At 37.6% G+C, this 25,354-nt stretch carries 35 protein-coding genes and 1 riboswitch; of the genes, 10 read left to right on the top strand and 25 right to left on the bottom strand.

Features of this window, described 5'->3' with window-relative positions:
* Positions 1-137: 137 nt before the first annotated feature.
* Together U9M49_RS17100 and U9M49_RS17095 are read right to left on the bottom strand one after the other, a co-directional pair.
* Positions 138-1,109: a M23 family metallopeptidase gene (locus U9M49_RS17100; RefSeq protein WP_322910259.1), complete on the bottom strand. Its 972-nt coding sequence runs from the start codon at positions 1,107-1,109 to the stop codon at positions 138-140.
* Positions 1,110-1,132: 23 nt separating this feature from the next.
* Positions 1,133-1,372 (bottom strand): hypothetical protein, encoded by a 240-nt coding sequence (locus U9M49_RS17095; RefSeq protein WP_095370996.1) that lies wholly within the window; start codon positions 1,370-1,372, stop codon positions 1,133-1,135.
* A 133-nt stretch (positions 1,373-1,505) separates the two neighbouring features.
* A riboswitch (TPP riboswitch) is annotated at positions 1,506-1,610 on the top strand.
* 104 nt (positions 1,611-1,714) lie between these two features.
* Here U9M49_RS17095 and thiT point away from each other — a divergent pair.
* Positions 1,715-2,293: an energy-coupled thiamine transporter ThiT gene (gene thiT, locus U9M49_RS17090; protein WP_095370997.1), complete on the top strand. Its 579-nt coding sequence runs from the start codon at positions 1,715-1,717 to the stop codon at positions 2,291-2,293.
* A 410-nt stretch (positions 2,294-2,703) separates the two neighbouring features.
* Here the strand turns inward: thiT and U9M49_RS17085 are convergent, their stop codons facing one another.
* The gene (locus U9M49_RS17085; protein ID WP_322910258.1) at positions 2,704-3,099 is read right to left on the bottom strand and encodes a hypothetical protein; all 396 of its coding nucleotides are present in this window, start codon (positions 3,097-3,099) and stop codon (positions 2,704-2,706) included.
* A gap of 556 nt (positions 3,100-3,655) precedes the next feature.
* Here U9M49_RS17085 and sigY point away from each other — a divergent pair.
* Genes sigY through U9M49_RS17065 form a run of 4 tightly spaced genes read left to right on the top strand, consistent with a single transcriptional unit; the run spans position 3,656 to position 5,026 of the window.
* Positions 3,656-4,213, top strand: a complete 558-nt coding sequence (gene sigY, locus U9M49_RS17080) for an RNA polymerase sigma factor SigY (RefSeq protein WP_322910257.1) — start codon at positions 3,656-3,658, stop codon at positions 4,211-4,213.
* The gene (locus U9M49_RS17075; protein ID WP_307315724.1) at positions 4,167-4,526 is read left to right on the top strand and encodes a YxlC family protein; all 360 of its coding nucleotides are present in this window, start codon (positions 4,167-4,169) and stop codon (positions 4,524-4,526) included. Before sigY ends, U9M49_RS17075 begins: the two co-directional genes overlap by 47 nt.
* Positions 4,513-4,731: a hypothetical protein gene (locus U9M49_RS17070; RefSeq protein ID WP_095371001.1), complete on the top strand. Its 219-nt coding sequence runs from the start codon at positions 4,513-4,515 to the stop codon at positions 4,729-4,731. Before U9M49_RS17075 ends, U9M49_RS17070 begins: the two co-directional genes overlap by 14 nt.
* Entirely contained in the window at positions 4,712-5,026 is a 315-nt protein-coding gene (locus tag U9M49_RS17065) for a YbjQ family protein (protein ID WP_095371002.1), read from the top strand. The genes U9M49_RS17070 and U9M49_RS17065 overlap by 20 nt, the downstream gene beginning before the upstream one ends.
* 125 nt (positions 5,027-5,151) lie before the next feature.
* Here the strand turns inward: U9M49_RS17065 and U9M49_RS17060 are convergent, their stop codons facing one another.
* Positions 5,152-5,685 (bottom strand): PadR family transcriptional regulator, encoded by a 534-nt coding sequence (locus U9M49_RS17060; RefSeq protein WP_322910256.1) that lies wholly within the window; start codon positions 5,683-5,685, stop codon positions 5,152-5,154.
* Positions 5,686-5,866: 181 nt separating this feature from the next.
* On the opposite strand from U9M49_RS17060, the gene U9M49_RS17055 reads away from it, so the two are divergent.
* Entirely contained in the window at positions 5,867-7,123 is a 1,257-nt protein-coding gene (locus U9M49_RS17055; RefSeq protein WP_322910255.1) for a cytochrome P450, read from the top strand.
* Between the two features lie 270 nt (positions 7,124-7,393).
* On the opposite strand, the gene U9M49_RS17050 is transcribed toward U9M49_RS17055, so the two are convergent.
* The 17 genes from U9M49_RS17050 to U9M49_RS16975 all read right to left on the bottom strand — a co-directional run bounded on the left by U9M49_RS17050 (position 7,394) and on the right by U9M49_RS16975 (position 18,716).
* Complete coding sequence (locus tag U9M49_RS17050; RefSeq protein WP_322910254.1) at positions 7,394-7,552, bottom strand: helix-turn-helix transcriptional regulator; 159 nt, start codon at positions 7,550-7,552, stop codon at positions 7,394-7,396.
* Between the two features lie 33 nt (positions 7,553-7,585).
* Positions 7,586-7,888, bottom strand: coding sequence for a hypothetical protein (locus U9M49_RS17045; RefSeq protein ID WP_322910253.1), 303 nt, complete (start codon positions 7,886-7,888; stop codon positions 7,586-7,588).
* Between the two features lie 98 nt (positions 7,889-7,986).
* Positions 7,987-9,414 (bottom strand): aspartate ammonia-lyase, encoded by a 1,428-nt coding sequence (aspA, locus tag U9M49_RS17040; RefSeq protein WP_095371007.1) that lies wholly within the window; start codon positions 9,412-9,414, stop codon positions 7,987-7,989.
* 133 nt (positions 9,415-9,547) lie between these two features.
* A complete protein-coding gene (locus U9M49_RS17035) occupies positions 9,548-9,793 on the bottom strand; it encodes a hypothetical protein (protein WP_095371008.1) in 246 nt (81 codons plus the stop codon).
* A gap of 218 nt (positions 9,794-10,011) precedes the next feature.
* Positions 10,012-10,332, bottom strand: a complete 321-nt coding sequence (locus U9M49_RS17030; RefSeq protein ID WP_095371009.1) for a cytochrome C biogenesis protein — start codon at positions 10,330-10,332, stop codon at positions 10,012-10,014.
* A 10-nt stretch (positions 10,333-10,342) separates the two neighbouring features.
* The gene (locus tag U9M49_RS17025) at positions 10,343-10,525 is read right to left on the bottom strand and encodes a hypothetical protein (RefSeq protein WP_095371010.1); all 183 of its coding nucleotides are present in this window, start codon (positions 10,523-10,525) and stop codon (positions 10,343-10,345) included.
* A 447-nt stretch (positions 10,526-10,972) separates the two neighbouring features.
* Positions 10,973-12,649, bottom strand: coding sequence for an acyl-CoA dehydrogenase family protein (locus tag U9M49_RS17020; RefSeq protein ID WP_322910252.1), 1,677 nt, complete (start codon positions 12,647-12,649; stop codon positions 10,973-10,975).
* Positions 12,646-14,151 (bottom strand): long-chain-fatty-acid--CoA ligase, encoded by a 1,506-nt coding sequence (locus U9M49_RS17015; RefSeq protein ID WP_322910251.1) that lies wholly within the window; start codon positions 14,149-14,151, stop codon positions 12,646-12,648. The genes U9M49_RS17020 and U9M49_RS17015 overlap by 4 nt, the downstream gene beginning before the upstream one ends.
* Positions 14,144-14,527 (bottom strand): MerR family transcriptional regulator, encoded by a 384-nt coding sequence (locus tag U9M49_RS17010; RefSeq protein WP_322910329.1) that lies wholly within the window; start codon positions 14,525-14,527, stop codon positions 14,144-14,146. Before U9M49_RS17010 ends, U9M49_RS17015 begins: the two co-directional genes overlap by 8 nt.
* 127 nt (positions 14,528-14,654) lie before the next feature.
* Entirely contained in the window at positions 14,655-14,852 is a 198-nt protein-coding gene (locus U9M49_RS17005; protein ID WP_322910250.1) for a hypothetical protein, read from the bottom strand.
* Complete coding sequence (locus tag U9M49_RS17000; protein ID WP_322910249.1) at positions 14,839-15,348, bottom strand: phosphoribosylanthranilate isomerase; 510 nt, start codon at positions 15,346-15,348, stop codon at positions 14,839-14,841. The genes U9M49_RS17005 and U9M49_RS17000 overlap by 14 nt, the downstream gene beginning before the upstream one ends.
* 400 nt (positions 15,349-15,748) lie before the next feature.
* Positions 15,749-16,300, bottom strand: a complete 552-nt coding sequence (locus U9M49_RS16995) for a hypothetical protein (protein ID WP_322910248.1) — start codon at positions 16,298-16,300, stop codon at positions 15,749-15,751.
* A gap of 228 nt (positions 16,301-16,528) precedes the next feature.
* A complete protein-coding gene (locus tag U9M49_RS16990; protein WP_322910247.1) occupies positions 16,529-16,843 on the bottom strand; it encodes an antibiotic biosynthesis monooxygenase in 315 nt (104 codons plus the stop codon).
* 24 nt (positions 16,844-16,867) lie between these two features.
* The gene (locus U9M49_RS22710) at positions 16,868-16,978 is read right to left on the bottom strand and encodes an HTH domain-containing protein (protein ID WP_370873339.1); all 111 of its coding nucleotides are present in this window, start codon (positions 16,976-16,978) and stop codon (positions 16,868-16,870) included.
* Positions 16,979-17,127: 149 nt separating this feature from the next.
* On the bottom strand, positions 17,128-17,685 hold the full coding sequence (locus U9M49_RS16985; RefSeq protein ID WP_289432618.1) for a DUF4256 domain-containing protein: 558 nt from the start codon (positions 17,683-17,685) through the stop codon (positions 17,128-17,130).
* Positions 17,686-17,701: 16 nt separating this feature from the next.
* On the bottom strand, positions 17,702-18,247 hold the full coding sequence (locus U9M49_RS16980) for a hypothetical protein (RefSeq protein WP_307315750.1): 546 nt from the start codon (positions 18,245-18,247) through the stop codon (positions 17,702-17,704).
* The gene (locus U9M49_RS16975; RefSeq protein WP_322910246.1) at positions 18,240-18,716 is read right to left on the bottom strand and encodes an NUDIX hydrolase; all 477 of its coding nucleotides are present in this window, start codon (positions 18,714-18,716) and stop codon (positions 18,240-18,242) included. Before U9M49_RS16975 ends, U9M49_RS16980 begins: the two co-directional genes overlap by 8 nt.
* Positions 18,717-18,847: 131 nt before the next feature.
* On the opposite strand from U9M49_RS16975, the gene U9M49_RS16970 reads away from it, so the two are divergent.
* Positions 18,848-19,561, top strand: coding sequence for a class I SAM-dependent methyltransferase (locus tag U9M49_RS16970; RefSeq protein ID WP_322910245.1), 714 nt, complete (start codon positions 18,848-18,850; stop codon positions 19,559-19,561).
* A gap of 50 nt (positions 19,562-19,611) precedes the next feature.
* Here the strand turns inward: U9M49_RS16970 and U9M49_RS16965 are convergent, their stop codons facing one another.
* From U9M49_RS16965 to U9M49_RS16955, 3 genes are all read right to left on the bottom strand, one after another.
* Positions 19,612-20,367: a class I SAM-dependent methyltransferase gene (locus tag U9M49_RS16965; protein WP_095371024.1), complete on the bottom strand. Its 756-nt coding sequence runs from the start codon at positions 20,365-20,367 to the stop codon at positions 19,612-19,614.
* Positions 20,368-20,384: 17 nt separating this feature from the next.
* Positions 20,385-20,558, bottom strand: coding sequence for a hypothetical protein (locus tag U9M49_RS16960; RefSeq protein WP_322910244.1), 174 nt, complete (start codon positions 20,556-20,558; stop codon positions 20,385-20,387).
* A 182-nt stretch (positions 20,559-20,740) separates the two neighbouring features.
* Positions 20,741-20,923, bottom strand: a complete 183-nt coding sequence (locus U9M49_RS16955) for a CAP domain-containing protein (protein ID WP_322910243.1) — start codon at positions 20,921-20,923, stop codon at positions 20,741-20,743.
* A gap of 70 nt (positions 20,924-20,993) precedes the next feature.
* Here U9M49_RS16955 and U9M49_RS16950 point away from each other — a divergent pair, with 70 nt between their 5' ends.
* A complete protein-coding gene (locus U9M49_RS16950) occupies positions 20,994-21,380 on the top strand; it encodes a hypothetical protein (RefSeq protein ID WP_180317027.1) in 387 nt (128 codons plus the stop codon).
* 121 nt (positions 21,381-21,501) lie between these two features.
* Here the strand turns inward: U9M49_RS16950 and U9M49_RS16945 are convergent, their stop codons facing one another.
* A complete protein-coding gene (locus tag U9M49_RS16945) occupies positions 21,502-22,266 on the bottom strand; it encodes a hypothetical protein (protein ID WP_180317028.1) in 765 nt (254 codons plus the stop codon).
* A 167-nt stretch (positions 22,267-22,433) separates the two neighbouring features.
* Between U9M49_RS16945 and U9M49_RS16940 the strand changes: the two genes are divergently transcribed.
* Positions 22,434-23,567 (top strand): CamS family sex pheromone protein, encoded by a 1,134-nt coding sequence (locus U9M49_RS16940; protein WP_322910242.1) that lies wholly within the window; start codon positions 22,434-22,436, stop codon positions 23,565-23,567.
* A 116-nt stretch (positions 23,568-23,683) separates the two neighbouring features.
* Positions 23,684-24,370, top strand: coding sequence for a DUF1796 family putative cysteine peptidase (locus U9M49_RS16935; RefSeq protein ID WP_322910241.1), 687 nt, complete (start codon positions 23,684-23,686; stop codon positions 24,368-24,370).
* Positions 24,371-25,354: the final 984 nt, after the last annotated feature.

Raw genomic sequence — 25,354 nt, 5'->3', positions numbered from 1 at the left:
AAAAAACCGCACTGAGTCTTACGAAAAGAGCAACGATTATTATCAAACCACTTTTTTTGCGATTTAAATAAATGTTTGATTGAATTGTGGGCAAGGAGGCCGGCACAAGCGACCTCCATTTAACTGTATTTCTCTATTTAAAAAGCTGAATAATTGCTCTGGGAACGGCCAAAAACATAGTCTGCTATTGTCATCGTATTTTCAACCTTGTCGAACTTCTCTTCGAATCGATTAAGGTATTTTGTTAAATGATTTGTTACGATTTCTCCTTGAATCGGTTCTACACCATTTTTAAAACGAATGCGAACTGATTTTCCTTTATGAAGATCTTCTGAATCCATGATTTGAAAATGGATATGCGCTTCAGAAGAGTTACCCGAGTTCCCACATTTGCCAAGTAATTGTTTTTGAAGAACTTCTTCTCCTTCTTGGACAATGATACTGTCTTTTTTAAAATGAGCAATCATACTATATTCCTTATGCGCATGCTCTATCACAATATAGTTGCCTGGGGGGTGTTCTTCATCCATCTGCCCTGGAATATTATCATCGAGACCATCAACCACTTTTATTACTTTGCCATTTTGAGGGGCGATAACTTCCTCTGCAAATGCGTAATAACTCTCATTTTTTTCAGGTCTACCATTATATGTAGAGCCATCCTTCACCTTTAATAGATCATACGCGTACCTTTGATGTTCATATACGTAATGGTAATTAATAAATTCATTTGTGCCACCCCAGAAAACAAACCAATCATCCATCACTGGCATAATGTATTCATTCTTTGTATAAATCTTATCTGTTTCTGGAAAGACAAAGTAGGGTTTCAAATAGAGACTGACAATTGTATATTTATCATCGAATCCAACCACAACTGCTTTTGCTTTTGAGTTATCTACCCATACGAACTGACCAATGCCTATGACATCCGTCCGTGACGTAAGATGATAACTACGCACACCTTTATTAAAAGCTGCGCTCATCTCAATAAATGCCGATAATGAAACCATTCCTTGAAACACTTTTGAAGTTGCTTCATAAATTGTTTTAAAATCTTCTCTTAACCAATGATCTATAAACCTATCAGGATCTATTGACCCTACCATACCCTCTACCCCCGTAAGTTTTATTAAGATGAAAAAATTAAACGATTCTCAAGAAATATTTTGCAATTAATAGTAAAGAAACCGCCAATAGTTACTTTAATTTCACTTGAATCTTCTAACTTACCTTTCAAATCCCCTCTTAATGCTAGACCTAAATTTTCATCCTGTAATTCACCATTTACATACAACTTTTCTCCGTTAATCCAATAATTTTCGATTAATATATGATTTCCATGATGGTTTACTTCAAAAACCTTCTTCATATCAATCACTCCTTGATTATTCTACGACTATCTAGGGAATAAGTTTCACAAATAATCTGTTTTTTTACTACCAAAAAAAGATTCTTGAATTCTGATGAAAGTCATAGTATATTCTAACCGAGGATAAATTTAATACTTCCACAAGGGGAGCCTAATATGGCTGAGAGTGAGCGAGTTCGTTCTGACCCTAAGAACCTGTTAGATAATGCTAGCGTAGGGATCGTGGTTTTGGATATGAGCAATACTAGGCATCCATCACCGCCTATGTATTGCTTTTTTTCATGACAAAAAAGTAATACAGGTTTACTCGTTCGCTTCTCTTTTCGGAGAAGGAGGAAAAACATGAAACAAAATAAAACACTTTTTATGGTGGAAATTGCTATATTTGCAGCTTTGGCATTATTACTTGATTTCTTATCAGGCTTACTGATGGGGAGATTTTGGCCACAAGGTGGGTCCATCTCACTTGCTATGGTACCGGTTTTCTTAATGGCCTTTCGTTGGGGTGTTAAAGGCGGCGTCTTAACGGGCTTACTATTAGGAGGACTTCAAATCTTAACAGGAGCTGTTCCTTTTCATTTCGCCTCTTGGATCATTGACTATTTCGTAGCCTTTGCTGTTGTCGGACTCGCAGGCATCTATATGAATAAAGTTGTGCAAAATTATCAAGACGGCCAATTTGCCAAAGCAAACATGTATGTTATTAGTGGCGTTTTCTTAGGAAGTTTCTTACGCTTCTTATGCCATTATTTATCAGGCATTATCCTATTTGGTGCCTATGCTCCGGCAGATCAACCTGTCGCACTTTACTCACTCGTATATAACGGAACATATATGCTACCTACCTTTATCGTATGTGCCTTAGTAGTTGTCATGCTTTACACAACAGCCAATAAGGTCCTTCTGAAAAAAGCATATTAATCATCTAAAGGCTCTGGGGGAACTCAGGGCCTTTTTTTCAAGTCAACGTTTTGGGGGATTTTCGCACGATGAATGAACTGTGGAATCAGGGTGACATGTACATCGGCGTGATATCCATAAGATAACCATGCAAAATGAAAGCGCCAAAAGCAGCTAGACAAACCAACATCTTCTCTTCTATTTTCTCCTTGAGACCGGCAGTTTTCTTTTTGGATTTCTGAGAGGGGGAGTAGACACATCTTTATCCTTACTTTTTTTAGCAGCACTTTTCTTCCGTCAATGTCAATCTAACGATGAACACTCTTGATTATTTATGAATTTGCAACAACTATTATCTACGGTAGTTTAAACCAACATCATCTGTTTTCTTTCTTATGATTTTTGTACGTAAACACAATCGTGCGCAGTTCTCAACCTTCCTCTGCTCTCTTTTGCGCGTATACACGATTTGCGCGCAGTTCTCCGACTTTCCCTGCTCTCTTTTGCGCGTAAACACAATTTGCGCGCAGTTCTCTGACTTCCTCTTTTCTCTTTTGCGCGTATACACGATTTGCGCGCAGTTCTCTGACTTCCCCCTTCTCTCTTTTGCGCGTAAACACAATTTGCGCGCAGTTCCCTGACTTCCTCTTCTCTCTTTTGCGCATAAACACAATTTGCGCGCAGTTCCCTGACTTCCCCTGCTCTCTTTTGCGCGTAAACACAATTTGCGCGCAGTTCCCTGACTTCCTCTTCTCTCTTTTGCGCGTATACACAATTTGCGCGCAGTTCCCTGACTTCCCCCTTCTCTCTTTTGCGCGTATACACAATTTGCGCGCAGTTCCCTGACTTCCTCTTCTCTCTTTTGCGCATAAACACGATTTGCGCGCAGTTCCCTGACTTCCTCTTCTCTCTTTTGCGCGTATACACGATTTGCGCGCAGTTCTCTGACTTCCTCTTTTCTCTTTTGCGCGTATACACGATTTACGCGCAGTTCTCTGACTTCCTCTTTTCTCTTTTGCGCGTAAACATCTTTTGCGTTCAGTCTTAACTATAAACGCTCATTTAAGAATTACCGTATTGATTGGATGAAGCTGACACATATTTAAAAGATACCACCGCCCAAGTTTATATGGAGATTGTATAGCACACACGCCTAGATACTGCTGGCTCTTTCCTCTGTAGTCATGCCACCAGAGGGTCCATGTCATTGAAAATAAGGATATAATTGAACATTCTAATCATTTACATATTTATCCACTCGCATAACTTCTATGCAATAACAAGATATAATCTCTATCTCCATTCAAAAAATTTTATTTTTCGTGAACGAAAGGAGAACACTAATCGTCATAATAGTAAATCCAAAGAAAAGGGGGGCAAGGTTTGGAAGAGAAAAAATGGATTAAAGCAGCGAAAAAAGGCGATAACCAGGCGTTAGCTCACTTATTTAAGGAGAGTTATCCCCTTCTCGTTCATTATTTAATGAAGCTCACCCTTAATCGAGAAGAAGCTGAGGATTTGGCACAAGAGACAATGACAAAAGCGATTGAAAAACTAAATCAATTTCAGGTGAAATCGAAATTCTCCACTTGGCTCATATCCATTGGTACAAAATTATATATCGATCAAAAAAGGCGCCAGAAGCGAGCTGATGCCTTTAAAGCACAACATATGCGGAAATTAAAATGGCAGGCACAGTCACGAAATGAAGATTGGGATTTCTTATTAGCTTCTCTCGGTGAATTAGAAGATGAATTAAGAGTGCCGATTATTTTAAAACATTATTATGGCTATGCGTATGATGAGATTGGCAAAATGCTTGGAATTGCTGAAGGAACAGTAAAATCTAGAGTTCATCGCGGAATTAAAACCATTCGAAAGGAGATGGGTGAAGATGAGAAAGGCCCAGGAACAATGGAAAATCCTATCAAACAAGGATGAAGAAGATTTTTCAAAAGAAATGAAACGTTCTTTTGCACAGTTTGAGGAAAATAACCCCATCTCTACTCCTAGTGAAGATTGGTTTGAAAAAATGGTCATCGCAGAAAAGGATGAAGCTAGCAAAAAATGGCGAAGAGAATTACTCTTATTCAGCGGAATAGCAACACTTATTCTTGTTTTATTTTTTACAACATTAACCCAAATACCAGTTGTCTTTATCACATTACAAGGTCTTACAGTCCTTCTTGTCATCTGTTATACCTTTCTGCAAATCCAAAAACATAGAGAGAAGGTGCGACATGACGAATATTGATTTCTTTTTACTATTCTTAGTAGCAATTATTTTATTATCACAAAGTATCTTTTTATTTACTAATGCAAAGAAAAATGGAATGAATCATTGGTTCTGGGGTATTATCGCCTTAATTCAAGCACCGGTACCACTAATATTCTATTTCATCGTAAGAAACGTTCGTAGAAAAGAGGAGGATGAATTAAATGATTATCGTGACTACTGAAACAATACCAGGTAAAGAAATAAAAGAGTTAAAAGGTTTTGTTAGGGGAAATTCAGTCCAATCGAAACATATTGGAAAAGATATCGTTGCCGGATTACGTACGATTGTCGGTGGAGAAGTCTCGGAATATACAGATATGATGACGGAATCTCGCCAGAAAGCAATCGGTCGAATGGTAGAGCATGCCAAAGAAAAAGGGGCAAATGCGATTATCGGTGTACGTTTAGAAACGTCAGCTATAATGGCAAACGCCAGTGAAATATTGGCTTATGGTACGGCGGTGTATGTGGAGTAAACAAGGGGTTATATATATTTGTTGGCTGTCGATTTCTCGACAGCTTTTTTGTTGAGTACCTTAAACCTATGCAGAACAAGATCTCTTTATTATCAAGAACTAGCCTTTAATATTGTCAATATGGGCTAATTATCCTTTTTTAAGTCGCTCAGTAGTTTTTCTAACCAATAGATATTGCTTTGTATACTTTCATAGAAATAATTACTTAAGAAACGATTATAGCGGTGATCTTTATCATTATTTATCAATATTTCCAAACGAGCCCTAGTCTCTTGTAACTCTCTTGCTTCGATAATCTTTTTTTCTATTATCTCTATCACCTTGTCCGGATTAACATAATTTAGATTCGCGATGCCTAAGATCATATCATTTATAGTATCAGCATCTTCAAAGACTTTATATATTTTTTTCGGAAGTTCCAAACGTCCTTTTTCGGTTATACGATAAACTTGTTTATCTGGTCGATGCACTTCTTTAATCACTTTTACAATCTCAATTAAGCCTTGCTTGGCTAAGGAATCGAAATGATAATATAATTTGCTTTCTGTAATCGCCCGCATTTTATCTAACGGTACGGGTTCAGATAACAATTTCTTTATGTTGTATGGATAATTATCTTCATTCATTAGTTTACTTAAAATAAAAATTTGAATAGACATGTTGTTTCTCCTTATACTCATATACGTTTATAATAACACATTGAAAAATGCAATTATTCCCCCACTTAAGACCTATCACCAATAGGTACTTTACTCTTATTTACTATTAATAAAGATATTTAGTAAGCTTATTAATATACTCAAATTTGAGTATAAAATTAATTACCGGAAGGAAGTTAAGATGCTGAACAAATCAGATATTTCCAGCGAGGTTCTAGGTGTATTAAGTGGCAAAAGTGAAGAGAATCCATTTTTCGTATTTTCCAAGACACGTGATATAGGGCCAATTATTCCAATATCTAACCCTATTGGCGATACAGATAATCAAACTTGGATAGTTGTCCATATGGAAGAAGCTGTTCAAATTCTTAAAAACGCTAAGCAATTTACAGTAGACCCAACATCCATTGAAGAAAAAGAGAATTTTAGAGATAAAATTAATAGTAAAGAAAAATCGTCAGCTCCCGATACCTTCTTTACTGGTAAATCAATGCTCTTTTTAGATGGATTAGATCATAGGCGATTACGTATGTTGGTATCAAAAGCTTTTACTCCTCGATACATGGAGGGTTTGAGACCTCGAGTACAAGAAATTGCAGATGAGTTACTAGATAATGTTCACTCTAAAGGTGAAATGGATCTCGTAAAAGACTACGCCTATCCATTACCTATTAATGTAATATCTGAGATGTTAGGCGTTCCTTATGAAGATCGTGAAAAACTAAAAGATTGGTCTTCTGCAATTGCTACGGGGCTTGGATGGGGAAAGCAAGATGCTACTGTTGCAAAAAACCTTCAAGAATTCGGAGAATATACGAAACAATTAGTTGAAAGAAAACGAATGAACCCCTCTGATGACTTAATTAGTCAGTTAATTGCTATCGAGGCTGAAGGAGATCGCCTCGATGAATCAGAATTAATTTCCATGATTACTTTATTAATTTTCGCAGGACATGAAACTACCTCAAATTTAATAGCTACAGGTAGTATGATGTTATTTGAAAATCCTAAGCAACTTGAGTTACTCAAAAAGGATCTTCGATTAATACCATCTGCTATAGAGGAACTTTTAAGATATAACGGCCCTTCAACTGCTGTAGGACCACGCTTTGCAAAAGAAGACGTTGAGATATCTGGTAATAAAATCAAAAAGGGCGATATGGTTTTGGTCATGGTAAAAGCCGCGAATAGAGATGAAAAAATTTTTACTGATTCTGAAGATTTAGATATTACAAGAAAAATAAATCAACATCTAGCTTTCGGTCATGGTATGCATATGTGTCTAGGGTCACCACTCGCACGTTTGGAAGGAGAAATTGCTTTTAATTCCCTATTAAGACGTATGCCTAACTTATCTTTAAAAATCCCTAAAGAAAAAGTGGAATGGCAATTTAACCTTTCTTCACAAAGTATCGATTCATTACCCGTCACTTTCTAACCAACAAATCCTATAATTATTATCTAGATAATGTTTTTACGAAAGTCACTGTGATGCTCTTCCACAGTGACTTCCACATTCAATCCCAATCTAGTATACCTAAACTCTAATTATCACTAAGACTTCGTACCATTGTTAGTTACACCTATTATCTTCAATCTCTTCATTGTATTTAATGAAAGTTGAGGTGAAAATGAATAATATAGATAGAATTAAATAAAATTTAATAATTCCCATAGAAATTTTACTAGTGTATTCTCTCATTTCCTACTACTCATTGATAAACAATTCATCCACAGTTGTATTCAATATTGCAGCTAAATTAAACGCCAACTGCAGTGTTGGATCATATTTATTATTTTCAATAGCATTAATCGTTTGCCTCGTTACTTTGCAACGTTTCGCTACATCCTCCTGCGATAGTTTCATTGACTTCCTAAACTCACGTATCGGTTTTTCATCTTAATTACCGTATTTTCTCTTATAAAAAAGTAAAGTAATCAAGTAGATAATGCAAATACTTAGTAGAAAGGAGAATGGTGAGATTCCTTCATAAGTGTTGCTTCCCCAAAAAGCTGAATAAACCTTCTTCCCCATTTCAAAAACTAACACGGCTATAACTACTGCAAAGGAATAAGATTGTGCTTTCATTTTAATTAATTTTTTCCTTTCATCACCGAGTTGAGGTAACGTATTGATTGTCAAAAAAATGAGTATTAAACTTAAAACTAGCAGTGAAAAAAAGATAATAACAATCCCGTTCAAAATGATTCCTCCTTCAAAAAATGTAAAATACTTTATACATTTTTTTACTAAAACAACACAAAAATGCTTAGAGCCATTATCAACTCTAAGCATTTAAATTAATCTCTATTTAACAAAGACACACCCGCGATACCTGGGTTCGTCATTTCGTATGGGTTCAAGATAAGATCCAATTCTTCTTCAGTAAGCACATCGTATTTTAAGCACAGTTCACGAACGGATTTGCCATTGATGATTGCTTCTCTCGCGATGCGTGCTGCGACTTCGTATCCGATATGTGGATTCACTGCTGTAATGATCCCTGCACTGTTTTCTACATATTCTTTCAAACGTGTTTCATTCGCTTCAATGCCTGATAAACAGTAATCTGTAAAAGCACGGAAAGCGTTGTTCATAATACTGATTGATTGTAATAAGTTAAAAACAAGTACCGGCTCCATTACGTTTAATTCTAGCTGTCCTGCCTCGGATGCAAGGCAAATGGTATGGTCATTACCGATGACTTGGAATGCCACTTGGTTAATCATTTCAGGCATAACAGGATTCACTTTACCTGGCATGATAGAAGAACCTGGTTGACGCGCAGGCAATGAAATTTCGCCTAGACCAGCGCGTGGGCCTGATGCCATTAAACGAATGTCATTAGCAATCTTAGACATATTCATCATACAGACTTTTAACGCTGCAGAAACTTCTGTATAAGCATCTGTATTTTGAGTCGCATCGACAAGATGATCGGCGCCAACAAGTGGTAAGCCCGTAATCTCAGCCATATGTTTAACAACACTTTCAATATAAATAGGGTCTGCATTTAGTCCCGTTCCTACAGCCGTTGCCCCCATATTGATTTCATATAAATGCTGACGAGATTGCTGGATCCGTTTAATATCTCTTGTGACTACACGACTGTATGCTTCAAACTCTTGTCCAAGACGAATCGGAACCGCATCTTGCAGATGTGTTCTACCCATTTTAATCACATGATCAAACTGCTTTGCTTTCTCCTTAAATGCCGCAAGCATATGCTCCATCGTTTGTGTCAGTTTTTCCAATGCATTCAATGTAGCAATATGAATCGCTGTTGGGAAAGCATCATTTGTTGATTGTGACATGTTGACATGACTATTCGGACTTAAGTGAAGTGCATAGTCTCCTTTATTCTTCCCTAGTAACTCTAGCGCACGATTGGCAATCACTTCATTGGCATTCATATTAATGGATGTCCCAGCGCCACCTTGAATCGGGTCAACAATAAAGTGATCATGCCATTTACCTTCAATAATTTCATCAGCAGCCTGTACAATAACATTGCCAAGCCCCTCATATAATCTTTTTGTGTCCATATTTGCTAACGCGGCTGCCTTTTTAACCATAGCAATTGCGATGATCAGCTCTTCATGAATGCGATATCCGGTAATTGGAAAGTTTTCAACTGCACGTAAGGTTTGAACACCATAATATGCATCTATTGGCACTTCTTTCGAACCTAAGAAATCGTTTTCAATCCTTACTTTATCATTTGACATTTTTATTTTCGCCTCGCCTATTTTCATCATTTAACTATAGATATATCATCTTGCTTTAAGACGATATACCTCCTAAATAATAGCACAGTCTAATTCTTTTATAAAGGCGGGGAGCCACAAAGATTTTTTCTGCTTACACACTGGTTAAGAAAAAAATAATAAGAGAAAAACTTAATAAAATGAGCAGAATAGTATGAAGGAAAATGCCAATCACACTGCATACTTTTCCAGCAGAAATTAACTTTCTTTCTTTAGGTCCATTAATATTGCACAATAACTTTGATGCATAGATGCTTCCAAAGATACCTATAACAAGTCCAATATACGGTGTGATGATAGAAAGTATTCCTAAAATAAGAGAGAGATGAACTTTTGACAAATGCACGCCTCTTTTCAAAAGTAAGCTTATAGTTCATCATATTACACAATAAGTCTTTATATACGGAAAAATGGATTAAATGATGAGAGAGGTTCATTCTAAGAGGTTTTCGATACAATTTGTGGATTCGAATGAACAAGGTAAAAACTTCACCAACCTAGCCATCATCAATAGACCTAGGTTGGTTATAATCAGGCCTTGTTTAAATCCCTTCTATATTAAACGAACACCGGATGAAAATAGATCACTGGCTCTTCATATGGGTGAATGCGTTTGATGATTGTTTTCACTTCTTCCATCCGGCTATATAGGCAACGAAATTCCATCTTACATTCTGTCCCAAACGAGATGTTCCCAATTTGACCTAAGTAAGGATTAGCGTCTTCTAAAGGTCTATAGTAACCTTTTACCTCTGAGTAGGATATAACCTGATCATAATTCCCCACTGTTAATGTTCCTATTGCATTCAATTCATCTCTTAATCTCACAATATATTCGCCTGGTATTAATACTTCGACTTTTACAAATTCAAATATCATGAAGTTTCACCTACCATTTAAATGACACGCTTTGAAAAAGTGAAATCGTCAATATCACTGTTGTTAAAGTGCCAGCAGTCATCAAAGTAATCAACTTCGAGCGACTATTCTCCGTTTTTAAAACTTCATTCGATACCGCAAGCCAAATAACGATAGATGCGATTGCAATAATTGATAGCATTCCTGTAGACATCTTTCATCCCCCCCAGGATTTTTTTTAGACTCTTCTCTACTATTCTATACGATTTTGTGAGACATTTAGTTTCAAAAAGTAAAAATTAGTTTTAAGTCTGATTCAGGGTTAGGGCATTAGCATGAGTTGCATTAAGGTTTTTGTTAAATCAAGCTGTTATTTTAATTTTTCGCTGGTGGCTTGGTATTATCCGCCTTGCTATGTTCGCATTTTTGATTTAACAACACATCCTTGTAGTTTTCATTACTCTTGTGTTCTTATTCCCCATTTCCCAACACTTCTTGCCCTCCTTCCACCCATTTGAGTGGACATTCTCTTTTGAGCAAACTTACTGGCGAATTATTTAACCCTTTAATCCCCTCCCTCGATATACAACCCTACCTGATTCAGATCTCATCCCCCCACCCAAATAAAAAAACACCCCTAGCACTCTAGGGATGCAACTGATTATATAACGATCTTACTTAACTCCAAAACCCTTGTTTCTTCTCCATCAGCATTCCCCCAAGTTTGCTTTAAGTAGAGTTCGGCAATCGCTTCATATTTACCCTTAAATTTCTGCGCATATTCTAATGCGATGACACTTTCATAAAGATGAGCCATTTTTTCCATTAATGGTTTCGCTTGAAGTTGCTGCACGAGGGGCTCAGCTTTAGCGAATTGTTGCAGCTGTTGTTTCACTTCAGCAAACTTTACTTCAACGAGTGCGGTCTGTTCACCTTTAGCTAGTAAAGCAATTCGATCAAACGTTTGATTGATAAATAGTTCGTCGGCAGAGAATTTATTAACGAGACGGATTAATTCCTGACCGAGTATGTTCGCCGTGCCCTCCCATACCGTTAGCACTTGGGCATCTCGTAAAAGCCTTGGGGTGATAAAATCCTCTATATAACCGTTCCCTCCATGCAACTCTATTGCTTCATGGGCAAAATGAATCGCATTTTCTGCTGATTCTTTTTTCAAAAGGGCAATATAGAGACGGTGTAGAATAACCTCCGAATCGCTTGCCTCACCCGCTACAACCTTGTCGTATAGTTCTACTAAATCAAAAATTGCGGCGACCTCTACCTCAAGCTTTGCCTTAAGTTGAGAAAGTGTTTGTTGAATCATTGGCAAATCAATCAACTTTTGACCGAACGCTTCCCTTGCCATGGCATACTGCTTTGCTTCCTCATACGCTCGCTTCATGATGCCGCTTGATGCGACAGCATTACATATCCGAGAAAGGTTTAATGCTTCCATCATATAGTAAAAACCTTTTGATTCATCGCCGACTACATAGGCAACACTACCATCAAATTCTACTTCTCCAGATGGGACAGCACGCACACCCAATTTATCTTTTAATCTTCTAATGCGAAGATGGTTTAGCTCGCCATTGTCTTGTTTCCACGGAACAGCGAACAATGTTAAGCCCCGCGTTCCTTCTTTGGCGCCTTCCTTTCTTGCTAACACCATTGCTACACCACATTGGCCAGCATTGGAAGCAAAGTATTTCTCACCATACAACCGGTATTGTCCCTCTTCTTTTACTGCTCTCACGACATTTGCACCTACATCTGACCCGCCTTGCCGTTCAGTTAAAAAAGTCGCTCCCTCGTATAATTCCTCATCAGCATTTGTTGCACACACATGCGGTAAGAAGCGTTTCTTTATTTCTTCATTTCCATAATGATCCAATAGATAGGCGGTCGCCATTGATAAAGTAACTGGACAATAAAATCCTGGCTCTGTTTGAGAAAGGAGATACCCTTGCGCATAACTGTAAATATAGTTGCCTTTTCTACCAAGCTCAGGGATTTCCTTATGCACATAGCCCACCATACCCGTACCGTATGATTCTTTTACTGTTTGTTTGTAGCCGCTATTCACCCACACTTCAGAAACTTCTTCACCATAGCGGTCATACTGTTTTAGCACTGGTTGTCCTTCTCGATCAGTGTATTTAGCACGTTCATCAATCGGACCAGCACATTGCGCGCCGTACGCTGTTAATTTTTCAACTGCGTAATCAAAAAACGCAGGAGGAAGCTTTTCTTTTAAAATATGAAGTAACGTCTCGTCTTCTTTGAAAAAATTAGTTGCATAGCCGCTCTTCTTTTCCGGTTCCTTTAATACTTTCATACTTGCTCCACCCCTTCTTTTAACACTCTTTTTAATATTTTCCCTGACGCATTTCTTGGCAACATGTCAACTTGATGGTAGGAACGTGGGATTTTATATTTTGCTAAATGGTCAACAAGGAATCGATTGAGCTCCTCACTATTTACATCTTCTGTTGCTGAGAAGATGGCTGTTACTGTTTCTCCCCATTCACGGTGTGGGAGACCGATAATCGCAACCTCTTGAATAGTGGGATACTTCATCATAACGTCCTCGATTTCTTTCGGATAAATATTTACACCACCTGAGATAATAACATCCTTTTTACGATCGACTATCCAAATATAGCCTTCTTCATCCCGTCTTGCTAAATCCCCAGTCTTTAACCAGTCACCGATAAATGTTTCTTTTGTTAATGCCTTATTTTTGTAGTAACCAACCATGTTGCCTTCTCCACGCAAGACAATTTCTCCAACTTCACCTACCGGGATCACTTGACCGTGTTCATCAACAATTCTTAACTCCGTATGAAGGGGTGCTCGCATACCAATGCTACCCGTCTTTTCCCCATGCTCTTCAGGTAACATGATGGCGCCACTTGGTCCTGCTTCCGTTAAGCCATATACACTTGTTAGTCGATCCGTGTGAAATCTTTCAGCAATAAGATCAATTTGTTTCTTGGCAAGCGGCGCCCCTCCGTAAACCCACCATTTCATCGATGATAGGTCGTAGTTTTTTAATTCTGGGTGTTGTGCGGTCAGTAAATAAGCGACCGGTGCACCAAAAAAGTGTGTTGTGCGGTGTGTTGCAACCGCTTTCAAAAGAAGGTCTGGCGTAAAGGTAGGAGTAATGACAACTGCTGCCCCGACAACGGTTGCTGACATGAGGAATAAATGTAGAGGGGCTGAATGCGTTAAAGGCATCATTAAAAGCATTTTACTATCTGGTTTTACTTCCATTTCAACAGCAATCATTTGCGCCACTGTTAAAATATTGCGATAGCTAAAAAGAACACCCTTAGGATCACCTGTCGTTCCAGATGTATAAAGAATGGTACTGTAGTCATCTTCCGTTAGATTACACTCAACTTCTTTTCCAGGAGAAAGGGCCAATAACTGCTCAAAGCTTTCCCAATTCTGCGCATGCTCTCCCGTTTTAATCTTCAATGGTACTTTTTCAATACTCTCAACTGCTGAAAAAATAATCTCATGTGCGAAAATAGCTTTCGCTTCACAATGATCGACAATGTACTGCACCTCATCTAATGTGAACTTGGCATTTATCGGTATAACAACAGCACCCACTCTTTGCACAGCAAAATAGGTAATGATAAATTCAAATGTATTAGGCATAAACAAACAGACATTGTCTCCTTTATCAATTCCTCTTTCCAATAAACCGTTTGAAAGCGCATTTACTTTATCGTTTAACTCTTGAAAAGTAAGACTTCCTTCAAAACCGATTACTGCCTGTGCTTGAGGATACTTCCTGGCATTTCTTGCGACTAATTGCGAACTATTCATGACGATCCCTCTCTTCTACTAGTTTTTCGAGCCTTTCACTAAAGCTCTTCTTCAAAGACAGCAACTCTTCTTTCATTTCCAACAGTTCTTCAATGGCTTGATCAATTTGCTGGATCCGCTGATTACCATAAGTAATCGTACGTTCTAACTGGGCCATACCCGTTCTGTCATAATCAAATAGCAACACCATTTCTTTAATTTCTTCCAATGAAAAACCATACCGCTTTCCACGAAAAATCAACTTTAACTTGGCACACTCTTTTTTTGTATACAAACGATGATTGCCTTCAGAACGATTCGAGCTAATTAACCCTAGCTCTTCATAATAGCGAATCGTCCTTGTAGAAACATCAAATTTTGCAGCTACTTCACGTATTGTCTTCAGTCATCAGCACCTCCTTTTTCTTAGTATACAATTGACGTTAACGTTAACTTCAAATGTTTTTTGTATATTATCAAAATTCTTATATTTAAACAAAAAAGAATGATATCTGTCTTAGATATCATTCTTCTCTGTTCTTATGCTTTTTTTTATTCCAATCAAAAGGAATGTTGGTCCATTCAAAAAATAGATACCCAAGAAACACCAACAAACTTACCATTATATTCTCAAACCAAGAAATGGGCTGACTACTTATTAATTGCCATATCGTTCCCGTTAAAAAGAAGATCACCGCAAAAGAAAGGCTATTCTTTAGCATGATTTCCCCCCTTATGTAAATAAGTTATTTTCTCCCTATCTTTATCATTATTTTGATCAGCACGATAACTATCTTTAGAAGAAGCTTGATAAACCTTTAAATATTGCTCGTGATTTAATAAATAGTACTTACTATTTTCAACTTGTTCTAGCATTAATTCTGCTAAGGGAATTCCAGCAAAGCTAGGTAACGTATCAATAATTCCAAACTCAACCGACAAACCCTCTTTCATAAATTCATGTTCATGCAAATCGACTAATTGATATCCCAGCGATACCATCACATCAACAATCTTTGGCCACTCAAAAACATTCTGATCCGGAGGTACTGCCCACCCTCTGTCATCACCTGGCACATGAATATCTAAATCTCTTGCTTGCCAATCCACTCCTGTCAAAAGCTCAAGCCCCACCGAACCCATTAACAAAGGAATGATATTCACTTGATTCAGCGCTTCTGTTATTCTTAAAAACTCTTTGAATTTAGGATTGTTCACATGTGGCCCTCCTCGTTACTTTCTTTTAGCCGATATTTTAAGATTGCTAGATGATGTACAATGCATGCTCATATTTTGCCGCGATTTCTTTGCCCGTATTGTTCATACTTTGCTATTACTATTAGCATTGATTTTCTCTAACCTGGCTTTTATCTTGATGACTCTCTCTATTTGCTTTGATTTCTCTTTTTACATGGCTTTTATCTTAATGAACTGTGCTATTTGCTTTAATTTCACCTTTAACCTGGCTTATATATTGATGACTCTCTCTATTTGCTTTGATTCCTCTTTTTAGGTGGCTTTTATCTTGATGAACTGTGCTATTTGCACAAGTTCACCTTTTCCATGACTCATTTCTTGATGGGACTCTCGATTAGTTCCGAGTTTGCCTCATAGCATCTTACTTAAAATAATAAGAGTGAAGGATGAGAGACATGATATACTCTGATCGATCATCGGTTACATTTATCGATTGTACATTACTTATCAAATGATTACGCCGCAGTAAGCCTTCTTTCTTGTTATCTCTCATTAGCGAGATCGATGAAGTAACCGTCAATGCATTTGTGGCCCAGGTTTCCTCTTCTATTTCAAAAAAAATCACTTCCTTCAGCTTGGACATATTTTTCACATTCATTACTGTGTTAGCTTTGCCAATTACGATACCATTTTTGTAAATCAGCCATTGCTCCTGTTGAGAAAACCCCCGACTTCTTTTCCAACGTACATCAAAGGAATCCTCTTCTATATATATGCGCAAAGATAAATACCAGCGTAAATCAAAGATATCACTCACAACATATTGCCATCTCTGCGTGAAATATTGCTGAATGAAACCGCGTTTTTCCTCACCCTTAAAAAGCGGCTTTTTATTCATCAATGTTCGTTGCAGATGATAAAACGACCACCCGTCTTTATCAGGAGGTTGATAGTTATCTTCTTTTCCAGCCATACGTTTACTTACTAAATAAATAATAAGCGCGGTTGTTGGGAATAAAATATCGCAGCCCAATGCCACAGGTTAAATGCATTAAACAGCATAAAGCGTACAAACAAAATGAACGATAGCAAAACAAATAGTAAATTTAACTTAACCAAACAAACACCCCTTCGTTTACATACGAAAAAAATGGTAAATAGTTTCAATTCTAAATAAAAAAGCCTACTTCTAAAGTAGACTTCATCGTTCAAAACCATAACTCTCTTCCACCTTGCAAATACGCACCTGATAGTTCTCATACCAGTCCGATTTTCCTTTTTCCTGTGCGACTTTATGAGCCGTATGGTCTTTCCACCTTTTAATATCCTCAAATGTTGCCCAATATGAAACTGTAATTCCTAATTGTGAGTCTCTGGCACTTTCGATCCCGAGGAAACCTTCTTCCTTTTGCGCTAACTCCTCCATGGCCAATGCCATTTTTTCATACCCGTTATCGCCAATTGTCCTTTTGGAAGTAAAGATCACAGCATAATATGTTGATGGTAGCTCCTGCATGATTGACCTCCAATAAATGAGATATTATTTACAAATATAATGTAAAAATAGTACAGGCACAGCTAGTTTATATTTCGTTTCAACAGACACCGAGTTGCCATCAGCAAGAAAATTCTTGATGTCTTCTTCGCTCACTCTTGTATAAATAGAATCTTTTCGCTTGAAGAACTATCTCTACATAAACAGATGTCAACCGAAGAACTAGAGAACAGAGTAGATGCCATTTTTCAAACGTGGGTTTGGAGTCATATCAGCTTTTCTCGAACGATTAATCATTAACAAAATCAAACCCTTAATTCACCACGGAAACCTCTAGCCCCGTAGTATGAATCGGCGCCGTTATGGTAGACAAATACATGATCATAGCGGCGGTCACAAAATAATGCACCTCCGAGGTTTCTAATATTCTCTGGGGTCTGTATCCAGCTAGATGTTTTAAGGTCAAAATTTCCTAGCTGCTGCAATGATTCATACTGTTCTTCAGTAAGAATTGTAATGCCCATCTCATTTGCTAAATCCATCGCGCTCGTTTCTGGCTTATGTTTTTTTCTTGCCTCAAGTGCCTCTCTGTCATAACAAACACTGCGGCGCCCCTTTGGACTTTCTTTTGAACAATCGAAAAAGAGGTACTCGCCTGTGGATTCATCATAGCCCACCACATCAGGTTCACCTTCTGTTCTCTCCATTTCATGAAGGGACCACAGCTTGTCCGGCTGTGCAACTAGTTTTTCTTGCACGTTCTCCCATTCAATACCTTCATGTCTTTCCAAATTCTTCTCAAAACGCAATTTTAAAATGGATAATAACTCTTCTTGGTTTTCTGCTGATAACTTTTTAGTCATTCTTTTTAACCTTCCTTTATCTCATACTTTTTCGTACGAATTGTAGTAGTTTTTCTTTTCCATGTAAGCATTGCTCCATCGTTACAATACAAAAATATGGTTGACTCATCAAGTCCCCTAGGAAGCAATCATCATATATAACCTGCACAAACAAGGTTTTCCTTGGGGAAGACTCAGGTAAATCACGATAGATATTACTTATCTCTTCATCTACTGTCCTTGTGACGGCCAGTTCCCCCGTTAGACTCTGCCACCATACTTTAAAAGATTGATAAACTTCATTAAAGCTTGTATGGTCCATAAACAAGCCTTCAAAAAAGAAGTTTTTATGATTATAAAATAATTTTTCTCCATTAAATCGATTCTCCGCCACAAGCTGAACCGTTTCTGCCCACTTCTCTTTATAGCTATCTTCAAAGTTTTGACTAAAAACATACTCTCTAATCATATATGGAAATCTGTGCTCACTCTTTTTCGTCTGATTACCATATATGTTTTGAATATAGATAAAAAAATTCAACGCAGGACAGGCTTCAGTCATGATATAGAATTCCTTATTCATCTAGCCACCACCTGACCTCCAATTGTGTATACGGTTTTACTTTTACAAAATGCTTCTCAATAAAAGAAAGCACGCAGTCATTGCCAGGCACAGTTATTTGCTGAAGTGCCTCCTTGAATGTGAACCAGGCATAATCGCTATGCTCTTCGTTCAATTTCACCTGCTCTTCTTCGCCAACAAAGCCCACAAAAACCGGCGCCATATAGATAAAATCACTTTTTGGATGATAGTACTGCTCAAATGTATTGCTGACATATAAACGAATATCCGTTAGGCCCGTTTCTTCTCTCACTTCTCTTAATGCTGCTTCCCACGCCTTCTCATCCTCTTCAATAGCACCACCGACATAGCACCATTCGCCATGAAAAGGCTCTGTATTCCTTTTCATAAGCAGGACCAACGTATCATTCTCATACTTTTTTAATAAAACTACGGCTATGCCATTACAGTAAATGGGGAGATTCGCCATAGAAAAACACCTCACTCATTTATTCGATTAGATAAAGCCATTTCCTTTAAAGGGTTTGCTTTTACTAGTGTCGAAATTGAAATATACAATTGTAAACCTTTATTTACTTCCAAAGGAGACTGGACACTAAGATGATACCTTTGATATATGACCAAATGTACAAAATGGGACCGGGAGATAAATTTTTATTATCTATCATTAACAATTTACAGACTCATCATTTAGCAGATTTAGGATGTGGTACAGGGAGATTAACGAGTTACTTAGATACGAAGGGATATGAAATTACAGCAATTGATCCCGATAATGAGGCGATCGACGTCGCTAAAGGTAAAGGGTTAACAAATGTCCAATGGCTCGTAGGCGATAGTCGACTCTTGCAGGCAAACACATACGATGCTGTCATCATGACAGCAAATGTTGCCCAAGTATTTTTAACGGATGAAAGCTGGTCAGAAACGCTTTCTGATATCCATCAGGCTTTACAACCTAATGGCTCCCTTATTTTTGATTGCCGCAACCTTCATGCAAAAGAATGGGAGAACTGGATGGAGGATGAGACACCTGACTATACAAATCATCCCTATACTGGAGAGAAACTTACCATTATTTCTTCCTATGAAGGAATGGAAGATGATGTTTTCACCTTCTATGAGACCGTTCAGTATTGTGACAACGGTGAACTCTTCACTAGGAGAAAGCATCAAATAAGGTTTCGCACGCTCAAAGATATTGAAGGCTCTTTAACAAGAGCCGGGTTTACAATCAAATCATGTTACGGAGATTATCAAGATAAACAAGCGAATGATGATTCCGTTAGTTTTGTTTTTCACTGTAAGAAATAAAGTGAGTAAAGTCAGTGGTGTGGTCACTGGCTTTTTTTAGCATGCTTGCTCTATTTCGCTACTGCCTCAAATGTAATCGATTGATGAGCATTAGTAGGATATAGCCCTTGTTCATAATCGGCTGAAATAATGATGCTGTGGAAACCTGTTGTCTCAAGAATGTTCCTAAACTCTTCGACTCCGTACCAACGTAGGGGAAAATGTTCCAATTCTGTTTGTATCAGCTGCCCATCTCTCCACTTTTCATAACGATGGTGAGAAACCGTGTACTGTTTTATATAATCGACTTCAATCACCTTTTTCTCCAGCGTAATTATATCGCCATTTTCTGTTCTCCATGTCTTAGTCGATGCTTGATTTAGAGTAACGTCCGGTTGTAAAAAAATATCTACGATCAACTTTCCACCTGGCGAGAGATGGTGGTGGAAATTCTTTAATGCCTTTATAGAGTCCTCTCGCTCATGCAGCAACAGAAAAGTACCTGTTGGAATAATTATCGCTTCATATTTTGCTGGTAAACTAAACGACTCCATTTTCCCGCTAAATACATTGGTCTCAAGCCCTCTTTCTGCACAATGACGCCGACATATACGGAGCATCTCATCTGATACATCAAACCCTTCAACTGTAAAACCAGCTTCCAAAAGGGGAATAAGCGTCCTCCCCGTACCCACTCCAGGTTCAAGAATCCTGCCTTTACAAGTAGCTAATCTATCTCGGTAAAAGGCAATGTCTCCAAATGTTGAACCTATGTATTTATCTAAATCATATACTTCAGAAGAAAGTTTACTATAATAACTTAACAATGACTCTCACATCCTTCCTAAAGGAGCATGTCTAACTTATTTTTACTAGATGAATAATAATGAATGTCTTTACCTTTACTCTTTGCATATTGTATTTCCTTTCGCGTACTCTCTCCAATGTATTCATCCTCATCAATTACATAAATGGCGTCACTCAAATACATCTTTCTTAAATGTAACTCTTGTAGCATATGTAACTTCTCATTCGATAAATAAATGTCAATCTCACTTAGCCATTTTAACAAATTATAATACATTACTTAATATTTAGAAAATTAAACAACGAGTACTGATGTCGTTTAAATATTATAAGGAGGCTGAACCCCCCGCGTTAGGTTCAGCCTTCTTAGTCTTTATTTCCCTATAAACATCTTCACCCAATTATAATCATTACTTTCCATAACCTTATGCCGATTTCTGTAAAATTACCGTTTAATATATTTGCTCTATGACCTTCAGAGTTCATCCAGCCTTGGACAACCGCTTTAGGTGATGTATAGCCTTTAGCAATATTTTCACCAGCAGTAAGATAGGTAACCCCATTTGCCGTTAACATTTCAATTATACGATTGTAAATAAATTATAAATAGTGTAAAATTACACTAAAAAACAAGAAGGTGTCTTGATTGAAAAACAAGCTGTTAGTTTTCTTATTAACTATTAGTCTACTGCTGAACATATATTACTTCTGCAAATGGTTCTTATTAGAACAATGGTCTGCCGCAACAAGAGAAGAAGCTATTATTTTAAGTGAAATGATACTAAAAACGGTTGAAAGTGAGGATTACTTAGCTTTAAGAGAAAGAGAAAAAATCATTGCCATCGAATCAGATATTAACAAGTTTAAAGGTGGCGTCTTCCCGTATTATATGGAAGTCAGCGTTAGAACTGAGCAACAAACGTACCTATTTTACTGCAGCGATAAGCAATGTTCAAGTATGGAAAAAGGAGGTTTAAGTTATTCCATCTATGAAGAGGAAAAACCGCGCCTTCCATTTCAAAATACGGACTAATAAAAATTACTACAATCCAAAATAACCTAATTTTATAAAGATCGAAAGGAGAGGGATGATAAAAAACCTATTTACAGGCGTGTATTTGAACCAAAGCACGACAACCAAGGCTCAAGTCGTATTATTTATTTTGAAAAGCGTGATATAGCTTTAACATCTCCAACAGAATTTCTTTATTATAACCCGTTTTTTCATGAATTTTCATTACCCACTCATCGATACCAACTAATGGACTTTCTTTCATTAGTCCATGATTCGTGCTCAAAAAGCTGATCCAATTCGTAAATTCCCAGTGCGCTACTTCTGTTTGATAAGGAACTCTACATTCGAGTAAGGGAGTGGGCTTAAGGAGATTTTGTGAATGTTCAGCTGCTTGGAGAAAAACATCACAATCAATCGGGCGTGTATCATATATTTGTCTTGACTCTTTCCCATTAGGTCTATGATAGCGCACCTCGACCATAAATTCATTCGGTATCAATTGTATTTTAGCACCTGGGAAAAAACCGCCTAGTTTCTCACTTGTAAAATTTTCTCGTTTCTTATCTATTAACACCGGATTTAACCATTGATCTCCCAAATCACATAAGTAGCGGCCACCATTATCGTCCAGTGCAATTACTGCTACATGGGCATTTACTGTCCCTAGATTATGACCGATTGGAAATGCTTGAATCTTTGCTTGTCGAAAAGCATCCAACAACCAAATGGCTAAATCAAAACAATTACCCGCCAGGCCATATTGATCTCTATGTTCCTTCATTAAGGATAGTTCTCTTTGCTTTCTCTCACTTCCCTTTTGGTAATGCCATATTTTCGTTAGATTTTCCATTGGGAACGTGTTAAATTGATCCCAAACACACTGAATACTTTCGCTTGCTCTCATTATCATTCACATCCATCTTCTTTCTTTTCTAACCCTTTCTATTCCACCTTTCATAATCCTCCTTTTTCAAGCAAGCTATGAAAATATCATTTGTACATAATGTCATTATATGGTACCTTTTATTTGCAAGATAATTGGTTCAAAAACATACAAACAAGGAGTTAACCATGAGAAGGCTTCTACTACTTACACTTACACCATTACTACTTATTACGCTAACAGCATGTATGAATAAGGACGAGGAAGAAACCACAGATCAACCCGAAGATATCGTCATTCCAACGCAAATTGAGAATAATATATTTAAAGTCAAGCAACCGTTTGAGCCAGCTATGGCACGAGGTGCAATTACAGCAAATGTTTCTAATAACTACGATATCACTGAGATTGAACTAGGGTTGATGGATATCACTTCTGAATATTTTTCACCAGAAGACCACCTTTATCAATCAGGTCAATACATAGATAGTGACTTGCTCAATGAATTACTTGCTAGAGAGTCTAATGATACGCCTAATGGGCTGAACCCTAAAATGAAAGAAACAAAAGATCGACTGGAAGATGAGGAAAAAACCCCTAAAATCATCTCTCATATTCACGAACAAAATTACTTAAATGACAAAGGTAAAGTTGTTGGGATTTCATTAGCTATTTCTATCAATGATTACTACCATATTCGAGTAATGGATGATGCCGGATTAGTTCACACAGGTGAAGTAAGAGTGAATGAGGTTTATAAAGACAAGAGTTACAACGAAAAATATGCGAAAAACATCGCAAAAAATGTTATTTCTGCCGTCAGAGGGATTGAAAATGTCCCTAATGTACCCATTATCTTATCTATCTATGAAGAGGCAGGCCAAAATGAAATTACACCTGGCCAATTTCTTGCTCATACTTATATTGATAAAGGCAAACAAGGTATCGGCAGCTGGGAAGAGGTTGAAAAAGACCAATATGTCTATCCTTCAGATGAATTAAATGAAGTGGATAAAAGTCTCCATGATAGTCTCAATTATCTATCAGATGACCTTCTTACCTACTTTACAAATTTAGATTTGAGATTAAACGGCGATATTAATTATGAGCATGATAATTTAACGAATATAGAATTAAAAATCTATGCACCAGGTATTTCAAAGGCCGAGTTAACGAGCATTCTTAACTTTTGCGGTACGAAAATTAATTCTATAGCAGGCGACCATGTGCCCGTCTCCATTCGCATCATCAATGTAGATGAAGAACTTGGGCTCATGATTTGGGATACAGAGAACAAAGAGATCTTAACGGAAATATTATAAAAGTAGGGCTTCTTCTTTTTTAAAAAAGGAGGAGCCTTTTCTACTGCTTTTAACTGTTTGTCCAATCATTTCCTCTCCTTTATCAATAAAATAATTATAAGTAAAGGAGTGATAACTTGAAGCTATCAGAAACAAAAGGCGTATATGATCTCGTTGTAAGTTTAGGCTGTTGGTGTGGTCCTGCCATCTACACAAAAGAGCATCATCTAAGAAAAAATTCATTCCCTTTTGATTGGATACAGTCGCCACATCTTAACATGGTCAATCAGCTACTTAAAAACAAGTTTAAAAATTACATGGAAAAAGATCACATGGAGGAAAAGAATATTACCGCACATTTCGTCCATGAAGGACAAGTCATTTATGAAGAAGGAGGAACCACTCCTGCAAGGGCTCATTTTGTTCATGACCGTCTATATCAAATTGATTCTGTCCACGATTTCCCTATGATTGCCAACCAACAGTGGACAGATCAGTACCCAGCATTCAAACAAAAACTCAACAAACGCATTCAAAACTTTCTCACAAAAATACAAACTAGCAAAAAAACCTTATTCATCCGATATGAATGGGAAATTGCAAAATACGAAGACATTATTGAATTGCAAACGACTCTCTCCAAAATTACCCGCGGCCCCTTCAACCTCATTATCATCCAACAAGTAAATGTACCATTAGAACGACCACTCATTGATGAGGAATGGCCACATGAACGAATCTGCTTCGTTAAAATACCCGTTAACCATCATTATGATAAACAAATATGGAATGAAATCCTTACTGATGTGAGTTTGAGGAAGTAAAGACAGTCGATAATGCACTGTCTTTTTTATTTAGTACTTAGATATCGAAAGGAATTAAGTGTGTAGCTATATTTTGCTCACTGCGTCTCTCATCCCTAGACCAATTGGTTTGATTTTCTTATAAATGATGGTAAATTCCGTTTGTTCGGCTTTCGTGAGTGGTTTTCCTTTAAGTGACGTGCAAATCCAGTTTGCTCAGCTTTCATTGAGGGGTTTTGGTTTGAGTGATTCGCAATTTCATTTTGCTATCCTCTCGTTGGGAAATTTCTGTTTGAGTTACTCGCAAATCAGTTTGTTAACCTCTCGTGAACAGATTCCCTCTTGAGAGACTCGCAATTCCGGTTTGCTTACCTCTCATTAACGGATTACCGTTTGAGGGACTCGCAATTACAGTTTGCTTACCTCTCGTGAACAGATTCCTACTTGAGGGACTTGCAATCACAGTTTGATCACCTCTCATTAACAGGGGTTCCACTTGAGAGACTTGCAATCACAGTTTGCTCACCTCTCCTTTACAGATTTCCTCTTGAGGGACTCGCAATTACAGTTTGCTTACCTCTCGTGAACAGATTCCTACTTGAGGGACTTGCAATCACAGTTTGCTCACCTCTCATTAACAGGGGTTCCACTTGAGGGACTTGCAATCACAGTTTGCTCACCTCTCATTAACAGGGGTTCCACTTGAGAGACTTGCAATCACAGTTTGCTCACCTCTCCTTTACAGATTTCCTCTTGAGGGACTTGCAATCACAGTTTGATCACCTCTCCTTTACAGATTCCCTCTTGAGAGACTCGCAATTACAGTTTGATCACCTCTCCTTTACAGATTCCCTCTTGAGGGACTTGCAATTACAGTTTGATCACCTCTCCTTTACAGATTCCCATTTGAGGGACTCGCAATTACAGTTTGCTTACCTCTCGTGAACAGATTCCTACTTGAGGGACTTGCAATCACAGTTTGCTCACCTCTCATTAACAGGGGTT

This window comes from Cytobacillus sp. OWB-43 (assembly GCF_034651445.1).
In the GTDB taxonomy this organism is placed as follows: Bacteria; Bacillota; Bacilli; order Bacillales; family Cytobacillaceae; genus Cytobacillus; species Cytobacillus kochii.
This window is presented reverse-complemented; position numbering and strand designations above follow the sequence as displayed.